Source organism: Chroococcidiopsis sp. TS-821 (assembly GCF_002939305.1).
Taxonomy (GTDB): Bacteria; Cyanobacteriota; Cyanobacteriia; order Cyanobacteriales; family Chroococcidiopsidaceae; genus Chroogloeocystis.
On sequence record NZ_MVDI01000008.1, the window covers coordinates 1 to 17,658 of the forward strand.

Genomic DNA, 17,658 nt, shown 5'->3' on the forward strand with positions numbered 1-17,658 from the left:
TTTCATGATGTGCCACAAGATTGGCTTGCCCCCGATCTCTACCATCGGCTTCGGTTTGATTGTTGTCTCTTCACTGATCCTTGTCCCCAATCCCCCTGCTAGTATTACCGCTTTCATTGGTTTTCCTCACTAAATGTTTAATTGGTTGTTTCTTTTGAACTAAGCACTGACAGCAATATTTTCAATATCTGCAATACAGCGCATCAAATTGATTCTTCTAGTAGAAGAATTGATGAATAAAATTACTGTAAGTGGTACTACTGAATTGTCTACTAATGCTGTTAGAAACACGCATGCATTGAGTAAATGCAACTACAAGCATTTTTTGTTTTTTTTATGAGAAGAAAAAATACCTGTACAGATCATGAATTTATCTGTATTGCAAAGGTTTAGGTTTTAAAAGAGCATATCAATGTTTTTCAGAAAAACATTAATCTTCAATTTCCTCAAAAATTCTCATCCTAATACATTGGTTCAAACATTTTCATTGAAATCGCCACTATTCAAGAGGTTTTTAAACCTTTTGTTTATTTTTCAATTACAGCATATTTCCTCTGTATATTCACTGAATAACTTCGAAAAAGCAATTAACTTTTCTGTGTTTTTTCACAGAAAAGTAGATCAGTGAAATCCCTCTGGAAACATCAGCAATTGAGACATTAACTTTAAATTGTGATGAGTTTTATGAAAAAAACATAAAGTCACAATACTTGTAATTTCAAAGGCAATTCTTGAACTATTAAGGTTCAGAATTCTCTAATTTTCAATTGCATCAATTTCCTTACTCACTAATAAGTTATGGCAGTTAAAAACAATAGCTATTCTAGAAAACTGGCAAGAAAAGTTAGCTTCTCTATTTTAGGAATATTAGTAAGTACATCATTTGTTTTACCCCTAAATGCTAATAAATCATTGGCAGCTATTATTGATTCAGTAACTGATGACATTAGTAATGCTAGAGGAAGAGAGTTTGCACAAGATAAAGGAGGGAGTGCCTGTAATAAGTTAGAAAATGTTACTAGCGTAATGGGCAGTACCATTCATCCAATTAGAGCCGGTAAACAAGCTTTTCGCCATTGGGTAAATCGCTGTGGCGAACGTTCAGAACTTGCAATGAAGAAAACTGTAATTGGGCAAACATACTGGTATGGTTGGTCAATGTACATCCCCTCAGATTGGCAAGACCCGTCTGATGCTTACGATATTCTCATGCAATGGGCAACTTATCCTTCTCCTAGAAATGGGAGGTTTGCTTGCGGAGCTAATGGCTCATACATTATGAGAAGTGGTAACAACATTAGCTTTAGATTTCAACGTAAAGGAGAAAATGCAGATTCTGAGTGTACAAGTTACAACTTAGGAACTCTCCCTGAACTTCGAGGTAAATGGGTTGATTTTGTCATGCACGTTAAATGGACGGGTAATACAGATGGATTTTTGAAGCTTTGGACGAAAGTTGGTAATGGTACGTACACTCAAAATGTAGACTACAAAGGACGCACTTTCTGGAACGATGAAGGTGAAGGACCTTACTTCAAAATGGGGTTATACAAAGGCGATCCTAACTTTAAGGGAGCAGCACCGCGTGTTTTATATACTGATGAATATCGTTTAGGTGATGCTAACTCTAGCTTTGAAGAAGTTGCTCCTGGGGGTTCTACAATAGAACCTAAGCCACCAGCACCACAACCAAAACCTGAAAAACCACAACCACTACCTGAAACTCCAAAGTTACTGATTTTTGAAGATTTCTCTTCTACTACAAGTGGTAATAACTTTACAGTTGAATCAGGGGGAACTTGGAGTGTTCGTAACGGAAAGTACGAACTGCGAGATAGCGATCGCAGTCTTCCGCAATCTCCTAATCGCAATATCTCAGTTCACAATAAATCCATATCTGGTGACTTCACATTAACTGCAGATGCTAGCGCCACTGCTACTTCAAGTCGATGGGATGATTTCTCAATCATCTTTAATTACCAAAATCCTAACAACTACTACTACGCTAGCTTTAATGAAAGCGATGATGATAAAACTAACGGAATTTTTAAGGTAGTTGCAGGAGTTGCTACGCAAGTTGCTAACTTTAATTCCTTAATCCGAGGAGGAACTACCTACAGTATTAAAGTAGAGCGAAGTGGCAATACGATTAATGTCTATCGCGACAACATTTTACAAGCTACTGTTCAAGATACTACCTTCAATAGTGGCAAAGTTGGATTTGGTAGCTTCAACAACTCAGCGACTTTCGATAATTTGAAAGTTGAATGAGCGATACATGGTAGCCCGCTTGAATCTAAAACAATTTAAGGCGGGCTATTCCAAGAACTGAACATCCAAAGTTTTTGATATTGATTGTCACTCAGTTGCCCTAGTTTCAAGATTCTAGGGTGATTCACCATACATGATAAAAGACTTTGTTAAAGTAAAAACTTTCTCCTCAAAAATATTTGCTCCAGGAAATAGTGCCATCAATTGTTTTTTTGTCAGTAGTTTTACTGAATCTACCAACATAATTGCAGTTTCGCGATTAGATGTTTTCTTCCTCCATCCCAGATCGAAATGAGTAATAAGCCATACTTTAAGTTGCAGTGGCAAAAATTGAAAGAAGGGAAAGAGAAAATGAGGCTCAATAGGAAAATAATAGTTTGGCGTTTGTACAAAATATCTCTTCCCTATCCTAAGGATCTCGTTTGCCATTGATTGCTGAGCTTTGTAGTCGCCAACATGTTCAATAACAGAGTTTGAAAAAACTATGTCAAATTGCTTGTCCTGAAATTGCTGCATATTTGTCGCATCAGCAATCACACAATTTATGATTTTATTGTTTGACTTGTACTCTTTAATATTAGTGATTGTCACCTCTATATTTTTGATTAAACCAATTTGTTTTAACCATGAAAGATTATTTTCCCAAATGATTGGTGTTCCACCTACGTCAATTATCCTCAAGCTATCTGCTTTACTAGCATAGCTCTCAACAAAGTTTTTAAACTGAATAAATCTTCTTTTTCTTAAATGATTGGATAGAGAATTAGATTTTCTTTCATCAGAAATTTTAGTTAAAATTTTTGCTGGATTAAGGCTGCTAACATTAAAGAGCATAATAAACCTCTTTAGGGGGACTCTTAAACTGTATTAAGGTGCAACATCTGCATAGGTTGCACTCGCATCTCCCATACGGATACTGTCAAAGTAAAGAACTCGAACATTAGCTTTAGATTTTTCAGGATTATGCTTCCAATCCGTTTTGTAAATGCCAAATTTTTGGAAGGGACCGACTTCGTCATTATAAGTATTAGGTCCAGTTTTTCTCATAACAAGCTTGCCATTTTTCCAGACTTCAACTAAGCCGTCATCTTCATACGACCACTTGACATGAAATACCCAGTCAGTCCATACCCCTGTCTGATATGCTCCTAAATCAATTGTTTCTCTACCAGCAGGTTTATTATTTTTAGTAACTCGACGATGATCCCAACGTCGGTGTACGTGCCATTTTCCATCTGCAATCATTAATGCAAGTTGCGGACTTCGCCATCTCTCTCCTAAGTCAAAATCTGGTCTAGCATTCCATTGAGTAACAATTTCATAGGATGGATCTTTTACGAACCCAGGAGGAAGATAAATACTAAAACCATACCAATATTCTGATTTGGTAGGAACAGCACCTAGTCTTAACTCTGCTCTTTTATTGTTAGAAGCAAGAGGGTCATCTTTATAAAGAGTAAACCGAGCAGCATAGCGACCTTCTCTAGCAACAGAATCATCTAACTGAACTGAGTGATCGCAGCAGATTTCCTTTCCTGGCTTTGTAACGTTTTTGCCTTTATGCTTCCAGTCTAGATTATTTCTCCAGTTATTTAAGCTTCCTGCCTCAAATGTTTCGCTAAAAATGACGTTTCTCGAATGACCTGTATTACCAGTTATTGTTCTCGTCCAAAGAAAGCTGAGCCAACTTATAGAGGTCAATAAAGCAATATGAAGAGAGACCTTGAGGGCTAGATTGAGAGACATTTTTTTAGTTATATCGCTGAAACTGCAATTGTCTATATTTCCTCTTTATCCAAAGTAGTTGTTTGATAACATTTAGCTTACATATTTTCTTGAAAGAAAGAATCTTACATACAAAATGAGTGTATGTAAGACATAGTAAGATATAAGATATGTAAGACCTAGCAAGGTATATGGAAAGTACTATTTACTTCTACTCGTCTGAATTATGTACTACTTTTACCTAGTTCTAAAGACAGAAAAGGTCTTAGTACAGGCCAGAACGTAGCTTTGAGTAAGTCTTTCAAAAGAAAGGCTAAATTCCACATCAACCATCTGCGCATTTGCAGAAAACACAAAAACTTTTCTTGTGAGGTTATTTGAGCTCGTTTAATTGCTGCTATGTACTCGCTAAACCACTTCCATCGAGTTAAATAAAGTTGTCCTTTTTTGTTAGGATCGTACCATGCAAGCCTTTTTCTAAATGCTTTGTGCGCTCTTACTGATGTATTTGGATGATCTCGTTTTAAAAATAGATATTCAGGAATTTCGTAAAATTCGCCTTTGAGAGTAAGTTCTCCTAGCAGGACTAAATCTGAGGAAGGGTAACTACCCATCCAAGCAGTTGATTTTAAAACATCTGTACGGATTAATCCAAATATAGGATGACACCCATGACCGTGACGAACTAACTTTTGGTATTGCGCAAACCGTTTGTGTGGTTTTGGCGATCGCAGATTAAAACCATCCACATATTTCTCTATTTCCTGCCCGTATTCATTAATCACAATAGTCTTCGGGTAAGCTAAAACTACCTCAGGATGCGCATCTAGCACTGCAACGCATTGTGCTAAGAGTTCCGGAGCACATACATCATCGTGACAAGCCCATCTAAAGAACTCACCTGTAGATAGCTCTAACACGCGATTAAAATTCCAACCGGCTCCTAAATTTTGCTCGTTTCGATAATAACGAATACGTCGATCTTGAGCAGCATATGCTCTACAAATGTCTTCTGTTTTATCAGTTGAGCCGTTATCAGAAATAATAATTTCAAAATCCTCAAATGTTTGAGCCAACAATGAGTTTAATGCCGCTTCAAGGTAAACTTCACCGTTGTATACAGGCATACCAATACTGACTCTTGGCTGATCTTTCATTTTTCTCTCGTGTTAATTAACAAAAAGGAGTAGCTCTACTTTGTTTGAAGTTCTGCAAGCTTGTATCGAACAATCAAATGTTCAGCAAGCGAAGGAGCATTAAACAGCTTATTTTTCAAAGGAACTGGAGGTTGCTTAATATACTTAATCAATTGCTCTAACTCAGTACAGTGAGGTACGCCAAATCTTTCTACAGCGCGTGCAAAGAGTAACTGGTGATCGTCCACGTGTTCTCCATAACGCCTTAACCTAGGTATTAGGACGAAACAAGCCCCCATTTCTGCTAACATCCGCGTGGAACCTTGACCAGCATGAGAAATAACTAAAGATGATTGCCTTATTGCATCATGCATTTCGCTGATTGTTAGCGAAGCTACACTAGTCAGTAGTGGATGGTTCAGTTTATCTGCGTTGGTTGCCCCGTGTTGCAGTAATACGGGCTCAACTATGATTTCTCTTTCTAGTAGTTCCTGCAACCAAAAAACAGCCCGATCAAAGGGAAAGAAAATAGTTCCAAGTGTGTAAACAATCATTGAAACAAACCTCAATTTAGGCTTCAAGGCGATTGAAAAGCTCGTATTAGCCTGCAATTTATTAATGCCTTGTCAGCCAAGATGAATATTATCTGCATATACGAGCTAATTTCATTGGCAACTGTATAAGATTCAACAAAATATAAAATATTAACTAAATAAATTCCCTTTGTTCGGCTGTATTTTGATTAGAATTCACGACAAGTTGTCTTGTGATTGTCGCTATTGAATAAAATTTAAGTAACAATACCTTTGTATTGAGCCTTTGGATAAATATTTACACATTCCGGCCACTGAACATAAAATTCATCAACAAGGTTGTAAACAATTTTTCCTGTGAGACTTAAACTACTAGTGCGGGAAATACTCTCAATAAATACAGTTTTAATACCAAATATTTTACTAGCTAAAATAAATGGTACAGCTAAACTTGCTCCTGTCGAAATCAGTAGATCTGGCTTACTTTGAGATAAAATCTTTAAAGCCTTAATAAAATTAATGCTTGCCCGACCTAACATGCGAGCTTCTTGCATAGTTACCCAATGAACTACTTCTTTTTCACTTAATTTTCTGGTGTCATAGTGGGGATAAGTTACCCATTCTCTTTGATAAGCAGACCAAAAACTTTTTAGACCTAACATAGTAGAGAAATGACCGCCCGGATTACACACTAGTAGTAGTTTCATTTGTTGAACTCCCTAGATCGGAATGTTAATGATGCTATATTAAGCCCTTAAAAATGCACGAGTTCATTCCTAGAGATTGCCTATAAACTTCTTGGATAAGTTTAAATTTAATGAACATCACACAAAGTTTAGCAGCTAACGAGAAGGAGCAACGTCTCGAAAGGTAGACTTGGCATCGCCTAAACGATATTGAGCTGTATATAAATATCTAGGAGAAGGACCTTCAAAATTAGGATCGCCTTTATATAATCCCATTTTAAAATATGGACCAGTATCTTCGTCGTTCCAATAAGTAGAACCTACGTGATTAATCTTAAGGTTATAAGGTTCGTTACCTACCCTCGTCCAAAGTCGCAGAAAACCGTCTTTATTTCCAGTCCACTTCACGTGCATGACAAAATCAACCCATTTTCCTTTGGCATCAGTAACACTTACAAGTGGAAACTTATTACAAACAATCTGTGCAACGTCGCCTTGGTACTGTAAATTGAAGGTAAATGTTTCATTAGTACGAGCAATGTAAGAACCATTACCTCCACAACCTTGACGAAACTTTTTATTTGTAGGATATGTTGCCCATTGATTGACTATATCGTACCCTACAGAAGTATCCTGCCAATTAGATGGAATAAACATAGACCAGCCATACCAATAAGTCTTGCCGATCTCAGTTTTTTTCATTACTAACTCAGAGCGCTCGCCGCATAAATTCACCCAATGTTTAAACGCATACTTCATGCCTTCAATTGAGCTAGCATTTACGAGTTGATTGCAAGTTGCTCCACCAGATGCAGTTGAGAATTCAAGTCTTCTTGCTTGCTCAATACTTTGAGTAACAGAATCAATAATATCTGCCTGTGATTTATTTGTAAATAAAATAAGTACTACGGCTACACTAATTGGTAATTGAGCCCAAAACTTCATCATCTTAGAGCCTCACACAGCTATTTCCCAATACTTATTCAGACTTTCGAAATTCACCAGGCTTCAAGAGAAATATTTTTGCTTTTTTTAAGCAATAACTTGTTCAAACTTTTCGTAATTCAACATCTAATTTACCTTGAAAGAAAGTGAGTAAGAGCATACTCATACACTTCCATGTCAGGTTGACATATTTCTCGTATTTTTGCTTCTATTTTTTCAGAGATAAGAGATTGCTTAGCCGTTTTTGCTTTACTGTTTTGGTTGTAATTTCTGATTTTCAGTTTTCGACCAAACTTTTGTTCAAACTGTTCAATAAATACTTCTTTATGCTCTAAAAAACCTATAAGTCTAAACTTGTGTAAGTTTTCTTGTGCTCGTTTTATGGCTGCTTCTGAAGTATAATCTCCACTTTGAACAAGACCCCCTATACTCTTGACATACATATATCCACCTCTTAAAGCTCTTTCTGAGTCTAAGAAGTTTAGAAGGTCTTCTTCAGAAAGTTTGGAGATTTCCTGCTGGCTGTAGAAGTAAGCAGAAATTAATCTTTTAACTGGGTTTCTGAGAACAGTAACAAATGCGTACTTATCAGAAAAATTTTGATAAGCAGCTTCACTGAAGCTGAAGTGACCAGCAATATAGTTAATATTTGGCTGACACATATAATACAACAGTAGACTTTCTCGAAATTTTCCAATCAAGTAGTCATTATCTTCCGCTGTTATTGGTGTATCTTCAAAGTATTTGCGTGCTGCACTAGAAGCTGCTGCTCCATTTAAGTGGAATGTATTGTGCTCAATAATGCTAGAAAAGCTTTGATAGCAAGCTTTAATAGCCTGAGCAATAGAAGTTCCTCCGCATTTGTGAAGGTGTAAGTAAAAAATCTTGGTATCAAGTGAACCTTCAAGAACATTATTACCGATCGCCGCGATCGCATCTAATGTTCTCAGAGCTTTATCAAAAGATGGTGTCGTTAGCAGATTACTAACCATATATCTTACCTAAAGTATGTCGAATGTATTTATTTTTACTAAGTTTGTTAGTGGCTGTTATGCCACAAGTGAGTCATAAATAGCTTCTAGTTTGAGAGTTTGTTTATGTAAATCAAATTTCTCACAAACAAGCTTGCGACCTTGCCGTCCCATTTTGGTTCCTAAATCAGGATTGGATAAGATGATGTCAAGTTTATCTGCTAGAGCCATGTAATCTCTTTCAGAAACTAGAAAGCCAGTTTCTCCATCAATAATTGCTTCAGGAATGCCACTATGTTTAGTCGAAACAACCGGAATACCGCAAGCAGAAGCTTCATTAAGTACAATGGGTAAACCTTCACAATCTCCATTTGGAGCAGTTTGGCTAGCAAGGGCAAAGATTTCAGCACCACGCATTAAGTTTAAAACCTTTTCATGCGTTTGAGCGCCCAGGAAACGTATGCGTTGCTCAAGACCAAGCGCTTTTGCTAATGCGTGCAATTCTTCAGTTAAAGCGCCTGTTCCTACTTGAATAAGGTTAACATCCGAGTGTTTACGTGCAACTTGCGCAAAGGCGCGCAGCAACGTGTCGATACCTTTTTTGTGGGTATGTCTGCCTACACAGAGAATGTAGCGCTCTGCTGCTTTTTTTCCAGGGGAAAATTTAGTGGTATCTACTCCAATATAGTGCTGAATAATTTTCTCCTCTGGATATTTTTTTTCTAAAAGTTTATCTTGAATAAACTGAGAAACAGCAATGAAGGCTGCAGCTTTTCTTTTGAGTTCTTCTTCATGAAAAATCAGTTGATAGTACAAGAATTTACCTTTGCGCCACAAAGCTTTACGAGAGATAGTAATGTCGTAGCCATGAAAGGTTACTAAAAACGGTATTTTTAGTTTTTCGGCTAAAGCCATTGCATATACGCCATCTGGACCAAAATGAGCATGAATTAAGTCAATTACTTCCGAATTGAAAAGTTTTTTAAAAAGATGAGGAGAGCGCGTTAAAAGAAATAGGTTTTGTTTAAATCCCAAAAAATCACTTTGACTCAAAGCAATATTGTGAAAGGGAATTTCTGTTAGAAGAGTATTAGCGATAAATGTTGGTTGATATCGCGATAGGTTTTGTGTTTGTTCCTTGATAAAAGCTTCGGATTTAAGCGGAAAAACTCTTCGGTAAATGCCAATATTTCTCATGGCAGTATATATAGGAATCGGAGGTCAGGGATAAGAGAAGAAAGGATTGATTGAGAAGCAAGTATGAAAGGTTAATAGAGTAACGCTTCTTTGCGCTTAATATTCAATATGATGATTGCTTGATTGAGAAGACCATTCTTGTTTATTTGCGATCTTCTAATAAATCTTATTTTGCAAATTTCTTCGTGTTTCTTAGAGAGCTCAAAGAACAAGTTGAGTTTCAGAAAAATGAGTGGATTGTAAGCCTGTAATCTTCATGATTTTTTGGGCATATTGTCTAAGGCTACAATTGACTTCGACCCATTTTTGACCGCGAGTAAGAATACTAGGAGTGTCGGGCGCATTAACAACACGTATAATTGCGCGTGCCGCTGCTACTGGATCGTATGGAGCTACCGTCCATTGAGCAGCGAAATTATGCAAGATTTCTCCAATACCGCCAGTACAGCTGCCAATAACGGGTACACCGCAGGCGATCGCTTCGACAACGGTGCGACCAAAAGGTTCTCTAGGAGCAAGTGTCACGACAACATCAGCATACTTATAGTAGTTCTCGATGTCTAACGCGGGCGGTAGAATTGTAAAGCGATCTGCAACTCCTAAATCTTCAGCTTGTGCAACTAAAGCACGACTATGAGCTTGTGCGGAGGATGTGTCTTGTCCAATAATGACTCCATGATAATGATGACCAGCAGCTTTTAAATGGGCTAACACTTTTGGGAGCGATCGCAAGTTTTTATCGTTGGCAATATCTTCTTTGCTAATCCGCGAAGGTGTCAGAATAACCCGCGCACCTGAAGCCAGAATTGGTAGTAGTTCTTCTGGAGGAGGCACATTTCGCCGTGCGTTAAACTGTTCGGGATCGACCGGAGGATAAAGAACATCGCGAGCATTAGGAACTAATCTCCTGATATGCTGCGCCGTAAATTGCGAATTGCAAATTGCGTAGGGAGCAAGACTGCTGAGCGTTACTTTTCTAATTAAGCTACCAAGGCGATGTGGTGAATCTGCTAAGTCGCGAAAAACAAGGTAAACAGGGCGACGACTCAATCGAAGTGCAGGTGCTGCTTGCAACATCGCTGGTAACACTTGCCGAGCTACGCAGTTTTCTAACAGCAAAGGCCAATCCGGAGGTTGTTGATTGACCCAACGCAGTGCTTGCTTCATAAACTGCGTCAAATCTTGTTCGGGAATGAGATGCAAACAAGCTTCATGACCTGCTTGACGCAAATACTGCTCCATTAAAGAATTAGATCTCAAAAGAACGCAGACTTGATCTAACGTCCCACATTGCTGAAAACCTTTAAGCATCAACGCCAGAGAAACTGTCGCTCCTCCTAAAGCATGATGAAACACTGGCACAACTAAAAGTTTACGCATGACGCACTCCTGACAACTTAGGTTTTGGACTACGTAGCGCAACACACAGCGCAATTAACAACCCTGATACATGCATCTCATATATGACAGGAGTTGTTGGAGCTAGCAATGTATAAAAAATTAGGATACAAAAGCAGCACATGGGTCTACCAGCGCGGGTTCGGTAAAGCCACAAAAAGAGCGAACCCCAAAAAACCGCAAAAATTGTTGTGCCAATGATTCCATTACGGTATAGTAGATTCCCCAAAATAAAACTGTGCGATCCAACGACCGCATTTTTGTTACTACCAGTAACTTGAATTGCACCTCCAGCACTAGGAAATCCCCAAATGAGTGCATCTTCATTACCGAGAAGGTCTTGCCATGTTTGGCGATAGATAGCGTTGCGGACATCTGTAGAGTCTTCCCGCGCTTCACTGACAGACTGCGTCGTTTGTGAAAATGTATTTGTAATCGTACTTGTTATCGGAGGAAGCGAGAGCGTTGTGAAGCTAATTAAAGCTATCAACGCAAAAATAATTGGAGGTCCCCAAAACTTAGTTAAATTCTTGAGTAAGAAATACAGAATAACTACGATGGGAAAAGAAACCCAAACTGCCCGCGTCCCACTAATAACAATTAAGAATACGCTTCCCGAAAGAAGAAGCAACGACCAAAAACGTTTTTTGATCTCTAAAGCAACTATACCGATGAAGCCAGCAAATATTGCAAAAAATTCAGGATAAATGAAGAACAAATTATAGCGACGTACGCCAATTGAATTGCCGTAATTTGCATAAGGTTGTAAAAAATTAGGGTTGTTAATAAACCCTTCAATCACTCCTTGCCCCGTGAGAAAGGCATAAACATTTTGAAAGCGAGGTGGAAAAAACAAAGTTTCTGGAATGACGAATTGTAGCAAAGCCCAGAAGGTGACCATTTGGACAACGCTTACCGTACAAGCCCAAGTCACCACTTCTATGCGAACTTTAATGTGATTGCTTTGGACGTACCACAACCAGATTGCCGGGCAAAAAGTCAGAAGAAATACCGTAGTGAAGGTATCTCTTCCTGAAACCGAGTATGCCACAATAATTTTGCCTATTTGATAGGCTCCAAAGCTAATTAAAGCAATAACAGGCAAAGACGGGCTTTTAAGTCGAAATTCCCCATATTTTTGCCATTCATAAACAGCAACACCCAGCAATAATACAGTAGCAAAGTATCTGTAGATTCCTAGCAACCACCACAGGGGAATCAGGACAATACTCGCGCAGACAATGCGTTCTGGCAGGGTTAAAGCTTGCCAGCGAATCCAGATACCAGAAACAAGTTGGTCTTGCTGCGCTGTTGCGGCAGCAAATCTCGGTTTATACAGCTGAGTCATCAGTTTATTTAAAATTAACTAAGCCTCGGTTTCGATTAATTCGCGCTGACGTCCGTAGCGATAGCCAACATCTTTGGGTTCAACATAGTTGACGACTAGCCCCATAATTTGGGCGTGATGCTGTGCAAGTTGTTCAAAGCCATCCATCACTGCATAGCGATCGCTCTTACCTGAACGCACGACAAACAGAACATTGCGCACGACTGAACTCATTAGATTTGTTTCGCTTGCTAAACCAATCGGTGGACTATCAACCAAAACATAGTCGTAACCGCCATCAGCTTGAATTTGGTCTAGATATTGTTGAAAACTACCACGCGCAAAAAATTCAGGAATTTTTCCTTTAGAAAGCGCTGGTGCTGGTAACAAGTCCAATCCCAAACAGACTGAAACTGGTGAGGGCTGACCATCTTTCAGTTTTTTCTGCGGCTGTCCCAAACGCTGACTCAGCTCAGCTTGACGTAAATCACCGTCAACAATCAGGACTCGGAAACCAAAGTTAACTAAAGCCAAAGCAAGTCCTAAAGTTACAGTCGTCTTACCTTCACCTGAGGTAGAACTTGTCACTAACAACCGCTGATGCTCTAACATCAAAACCGCAGAAGCCAGCCGTTGTAATTCAATTGCCACCTCACCAGACAAGTTGCGTTCCATATCGGCACGTTTGAGTCGAGAAATCCGACCCAAAACTGGAAATTCCACCTGTTCGAGATCTTTGGGACGCAGCATAGGATTGCGCTTCTCTAAGAAGAAAATTAAGCTGATGCTGCCGAATAATCCTGCCAAAATTCCACCAAGTGCGATCGCCCGTTTGCTTGGTTCTTCCGGTTTTGGATCGATAGCAGGTGCATCCAAAGTTTGGACGTTGGGATACACATTGAACGGGTTCGTTTTTGTTTGTTCAACTTGAGCAAGAATACTCTTGTAGACTCCCTCAGCAATCTCATATTGTCGCTGCAAGTTTATCAGCTGCGCTCTATTTTGAGCAATGTTGTTCAGTTCCGCATTAACGCGATTGATTTCACTAGCAATTTGATTCGCTTGTTGCTGTAATCCAGCAGCATTATTTTGCGCTCGGATCAGTTCAGCAATCATCTCAATTCGGCTATCGCGAGTGCCATTACCACCAAGCGTCGGATCGATTTGGTTGGCACTTGCCCCAGGAGCCGCGATCGCAATTTGCTGATTCAGCAGTTGCATCAATTCTTGACGTTGAGACAGCAGTGACTGCACTTGCGGACTTTCATCGGTATACCGGCTTCGTGCTTCTGCTAGCGCAGTTTCAGCATCAGAAAGTTTTTGTCGAATTGCTTGGTATTCTCTGTTTTCTCCTAAGCGCAATGAATTCATTGCCTGTTGCGCATTGATTCCTAAACGTTCCGATGCAGCTTGTGCTTGAGCTTGGTTTGCTTGAGCTTGTGATAGTACATTGGTGTAGGTTGTTCTTAACTCTCGCTGTTGAGCAATCAATGCCCTTGTTTGTTCTGCTACTTCTGTCAATCCAGTCGCTTGTTGAAAACTAGCTAACTCTGCTTGCGCTTTTGCTAACTGCGCTTGCGCCTCCTCTAAATCAGTTTGGGAAAATTGCTTGCGGACGTTTGTATCTTGATGGCGCAGTTCATTAAGACGAAGCTGATAAATATTAATCAGGTTGCTTAATCGCCTTTGCGCAATATCTGGACTAGAAGCTTTGACTTGTAAGTTAATAATTGTTGATTGCTCTTGCGGTGTCGCACTAAATGCCAACTTGTAATCACTCAATCGTGGAAACAAGCTTTTTTCTGGATCTACCGCCAGCGTCCGCTCCATAACGGTATCACTCATTAAAATTGCCATCTGAATCTGCAAAGGATTCAGTTCTCGCGTAAATCCTAGTGCGGTATTCTGTATTTGACCTAAAGTTCCTAAATTAGTGTCCAACCGCGTTGTTGGTTGGGGAAGATTTAACTTAGCAGTTGCCTTCCACACGGGAGCAACATTCGTCTTTGTATAAATGACTGAATACAGTGTGGCAGCAAGCACGACACCGTTTAGCAGCAACAAGGGCATCCAGTGTCTACGGATGATATTGACTATGTGGTTCATATTCTTTCTCAGCTATTGACCGAATAACTTGAAACGCAAGTAGCCACGCAGCCCTAAACGCAGAACTGCTCTTCCTTCAGAAGGAAATAAAGCACAGATACCACGCCGTAACAACCGCTCCAGGGTATCCTTGGCACTCCGCCCGATTTCGCGGCTTTCTTGCAACGAAAGCCAGATAATTTCAATTTTTTCTTTCCAAGGAACGTTACCTTGTTGTAGTGCAGTGAGCGTGCGATAGTCTACATCCAAACGCATATTCAGCCGGTCAGCTAACCCCATGTTTGCAGATGCCTGATTAATAAAATTTGCGGTATCTTCTCGTTCCTGAATCAAGTAACGCAAATCGTCATTGCGAGCTTGCTTGTTTTTACCGTGTATGCGATAAAACATGAGTGGTTCGTTAATGCAGCCTACTTCACCATAAAAAGGAACAACAACAGTTAAATACGTATCTGCTGCGGCAGCTTTTCGAGTCGGAATTGGTAAAGCTTGCTGTAATGCAGCGCGACGATATGCAAGTCCAGAAGTGATTCCCATCGCATATCTTCCCCATCGTAGTAGTAAAGGACGCACATCTCCTTGGTTGAGAAGTGTAGAACCTTTGCCGATTGGGACTCCATCTGTATTTACAGATGTCCAACAATGCGAAATCTGCACCCATTCTGGATGCTTGTCAAAGGCTGCAACAACCTTCATAAGTTTGTCTGGATGAAAGTAATCATCAGCATCTAGAAAACAGATGATTTCCCCTTGAGAATGAGCTATTCCGGTATTTAACGCCTCTCCTTGACCGGCATTCTTTTGCCAGATTGCCGTAAGCTGCTCTTTGTAAGCTTCAATAATTTCGCGAGAATTGTCTGTTGACCCATCATCAACAACGATCAATTCCCAGTTTTGGTAAGTCTGGTTTAAAACACTTTCAATCGCTTGAGGTAAGAACCGACCGTAGTTGTAGTTATTAATAATGACACTAACTAGTGGTGTCTTTTCAACGCTAGAAGGTGTTGATTGCTGTTGAAGTACTTGAGTCATTGTCTTACGCGCAATTAGAATTAAGTCGAGGCAGGCAGTATTTTTGTTCAGGCTATCAGCGAATACAAATATCTCTTTCCGCAGCAGTACGGAATAAGATTGTGCATCGATGTGTCAAAGCCATAAATAATGACAAATCTTGCCACGCTATACCGCAATGCCATCAAGAGAATACTTACTGATTATTGATTATTGAAAGAGTTGCGAGGATTGGATGAATTTGTATAAGTTGGCAACTTACGGATTAATTCTCGCAAAACATCGGTTTTGGTTCTTTCTGTCCGTTGGCAATAAGCTTCAAGTGCGCTCATTTCCATTTCTGAAACTTTGAAAGTAATCCACTGCTTCTGTTTGTTTGACACATCTATATACATGAAAAAAGGGTTCCTATCGTTGTCTTTGTTAATACACCAGCGGGAAGCCGCCAGAAATCAACGCGGCAACTTATGTAAAAAAAAACGACCCATAGCCTCTAACACTAGAGACTATGGGCTGTTAATAAAGAGTTATAGTTGTTTAATTCAATTCCTTTGTCTGTGCATTACTGCTAGAAAGCCTGTGTTGTCAAGAGAAAGTAAAGTATTACTTCGTTTTCTCATGCACAAACTTAGCCTCAAAAAAAAGCACAATCTCTTCCCCACTTTAGGCTGCCTAAGTGCACTCTTGGTGTCTTCTTTAGCAGACTACAGCGAAGGAGCTCCGCTGGTAACGTTAAGTTATGTTAAGGTGCTTGAGCACCTTTAATACTTACATGTATGGGATAATATTATATATAAACACGAACAAATATGTTGTATTTCACGCTACAAAACACTGACTTTTACCTAAAATTACAGAAATAAGTCATTGTATTACCGTTTGACGAAGATTCTATCTGGTGCTAAGCTCTTGAGCATTTAAATTGCTTATCTTATTGATTAAGCAGAAGCACGCGAAAACGCACGAAATGTCCGGTTGAATTTTTATTTAGGTTTTAATACTTAGTGAAATTATGCTTCAGATTAGGAATGTCTGTTATTGGTATATTGCCATGAAAAAATTGGTGTTCAAATTGTTATCTTTTAGAAAAGCATTAACTCTATGCAAATCCTATCTTTTGGTAGACGTTATGGAGAGTAAGAGTGATTGATCCTAAATAATAGCTGAGATTACTTGTTCTTAGGTAAGATGTAAGTACAAGTAGAGGTATCTCAGGTAAACATATTTCCTGTGTAAGTGTTGTACATTTCAAGTTTCACATCTATAAGCTACACCTTGACTAATCAAATCTGTATGATTTCTGTTTATGTGATTTTTGTTAGCTTTAAAATGTGATCTTGGTCAAAGGCGGGAACATTGTCTCGATTTTATCATCTTTGGCGTGTGCTACACGTAATGTAAAGTAGCTGAGCTGTGGCTTTGATGAATACAAAACTGCCATCTAATCAAGTTCAATTTTATTTGCCGAACTTAGACTCGCTTGAAAGTTCTGAGCAAGCCTTTGCTGATGCCTTCTTGAGAACCGCACAAACTCTACATCAGTATTTAGAGCAAATCAAATCTACTGTCAAAGCTATTCCAGAATTTACGGATGAGCCTTTCAACTCAGCTATTCTAGGTTTGTATACCAAAATGTGTAGCCATTATTATTCTTATGTTCTATTAGAAATCTATCAACAGGATCGGGTAGGAATTAATTTTTTAGTAGAGCAATTATGCGATGCTGCGATCGCGTTGATGTATCTGCTAGAAGAAGCAGATCCTGCGCTTTTCTACGAATATATTTCGACTTCAATTGAGCAAGGTTGCAGTTTATTAGTTAGCGTTGACGAGGAACTGAAGGAATTTCCTAAGCATTTTGAGCTACTAAAGCTAAAAGAAAAATTAGAGGTGTTCATTGCTACGCATAAAGAATATCCTACTCGACATTCTTCAAGTGCAAAACCTAAAACGAGATGGGGCTCTCCTAATGCAGACACTACCTACAAACGTGCCAAAATCTTGGGGTTTAACTCTGTATGTAATCCTGCTAGACAATTTAGTTTGAAAGTCGTACCAGCAAGCTGGTTAGATTTGCAACTTAACTATTTACACTCATCCGAACTTCAACTTAGTAGTCCGGAAGCATTGAGTATCAATTTTACTCGTTTACGAGATACTGCACATCTTTGTTTACATGCCACGCAGGCTTTTTTAGCTGAAATTGCATCTAGCTATAACCTTAGTGGTGCAGGCTTGGCACTGCATCAAAGTCGTTTGACTGCACTTTATGAATGGTTTCATGACGCGCACAAAATGTATCAATTACGCCATTCATCAGGGCTATAAATAAAAATGCTAAGAAGATATAAC

General features: G+C 39.2%; 15 protein-coding genes. 2 read left to right on the plus strand and 13 right to left on the minus strand.

Annotation, left to right across the window (positions count from 1 at the left end):
- The coding region (locus B1A85_RS17770; protein WP_148669260.1) for a sugar phosphate nucleotidyltransferase at positions 1-117 on the minus strand (117 nt) is incomplete at its 3' end.
- Between the two features lie 681 nt (positions 118-798).
- Here B1A85_RS17770 and B1A85_RS17775 point away from each other — a divergent pair.
- On the plus strand, positions 799-2,271 hold the full coding sequence (locus tag B1A85_RS17775) for a polysaccharide lyase (RefSeq protein WP_104548080.1): 1,473 nt from the start codon (positions 799-801) through the stop codon (positions 2,269-2,271).
- Positions 2,272-2,385: 114 nt separating this feature from the next.
- Here B1A85_RS17775 and B1A85_RS17780 read toward each other — a convergent pair whose 3' ends face one another.
- The 12 genes from B1A85_RS17780 to B1A85_RS17835 all read right to left on the minus strand — a co-directional run bounded on the left by B1A85_RS17780 (position 2,386) and on the right by B1A85_RS17835 (position 15,327).
- Positions 2,386-3,105, minus strand: a complete 720-nt coding sequence (locus B1A85_RS17780; protein ID WP_104548081.1) for a methyltransferase domain-containing protein — start codon at positions 3,103-3,105, stop codon at positions 2,386-2,388.
- A 33-nt stretch (positions 3,106-3,138) separates the two neighbouring features.
- Positions 3,139-4,017, minus strand: coding sequence for a polysaccharide lyase (locus B1A85_RS17785; protein WP_104548082.1), 879 nt, complete (start codon positions 4,015-4,017; stop codon positions 3,139-3,141).
- A gap of 203 nt (positions 4,018-4,220) precedes the next feature.
- Positions 4,221-5,153, minus strand: a complete 933-nt coding sequence (locus B1A85_RS17790) for a glycosyltransferase family 2 protein (RefSeq protein ID WP_104548083.1) — start codon at positions 5,151-5,153, stop codon at positions 4,221-4,223.
- A 35-nt stretch (positions 5,154-5,188) separates the two neighbouring features.
- Positions 5,189-5,713: a glycosyltransferase gene (locus B1A85_RS17795; RefSeq protein WP_246841463.1), complete on the minus strand. Its 525-nt coding sequence runs from the start codon at positions 5,711-5,713 to the stop codon at positions 5,189-5,191.
- A 209-nt stretch (positions 5,714-5,922) separates the two neighbouring features.
- Entirely contained in the window at positions 5,923-6,372 is a 450-nt protein-coding gene (gene pssD, locus B1A85_RS17800; protein ID WP_104548085.1) for a PssD/Cps14F family polysaccharide biosynthesis glycosyltransferase, read from the minus strand.
- 135 nt (positions 6,373-6,507) lie between these two features.
- Positions 6,508-7,299, minus strand: coding sequence for a heparin lyase I family protein (locus tag B1A85_RS17805; protein ID WP_104548086.1), 792 nt, complete (start codon positions 7,297-7,299; stop codon positions 6,508-6,510).
- Positions 7,300-7,427: 128 nt separating this feature from the next.
- Positions 7,428-8,288 carry a sulfotransferase family 2 domain-containing protein gene (locus B1A85_RS17810; protein WP_104548087.1) on the minus strand — a complete coding sequence of 287 codons (861 nt, stop codon included), beginning with the start codon at positions 8,286-8,288 and terminating at the stop codon, positions 7,428-7,430.
- 57 nt (positions 8,289-8,345) lie between these two features.
- On the minus strand, positions 8,346-9,464 hold the full coding sequence (locus tag B1A85_RS17815; protein ID WP_104548088.1) for a glycosyltransferase: 1,119 nt from the start codon (positions 9,462-9,464) through the stop codon (positions 8,346-8,348).
- Between the two features lie 201 nt (positions 9,465-9,665).
- The gene (locus B1A85_RS17820; protein WP_104548089.1) at positions 9,666-10,844 is read right to left on the minus strand and encodes a glycosyltransferase family 4 protein; all 1,179 of its coding nucleotides are present in this window, start codon (positions 10,842-10,844) and stop codon (positions 9,666-9,668) included.
- Positions 10,837-12,210, minus strand: coding sequence for an O-antigen ligase (locus tag B1A85_RS17825; protein ID WP_104548090.1), 1,374 nt, complete (start codon positions 12,208-12,210; stop codon positions 10,837-10,839). The genes B1A85_RS17820 and B1A85_RS17825 overlap by 8 nt, the downstream gene beginning before the upstream one ends.
- A gap of 18 nt (positions 12,211-12,228) precedes the next feature.
- Positions 12,229-14,295, minus strand: a complete 2,067-nt coding sequence (locus B1A85_RS17830; protein WP_104548091.1) for a tyrosine-protein kinase domain-containing protein — start codon at positions 14,293-14,295, stop codon at positions 12,229-12,231.
- A 12-nt stretch (positions 14,296-14,307) separates the two neighbouring features.
- Entirely contained in the window at positions 14,308-15,327 is a 1,020-nt protein-coding gene (locus B1A85_RS17835) for a glycosyltransferase (protein ID WP_104548092.1), read from the minus strand.
- A gap of 1,401 nt (positions 15,328-16,728) precedes the next feature.
- Here B1A85_RS17835 and B1A85_RS17845 point away from each other — a divergent pair.
- Complete coding sequence (locus B1A85_RS17845; RefSeq protein ID WP_104548093.1) at positions 16,729-17,634, plus strand: hypothetical protein; 906 nt, start codon at positions 16,729-16,731, stop codon at positions 17,632-17,634.
- The last annotated feature ends 24 nt before the right edge of the window (positions 17,635-17,658 follow it).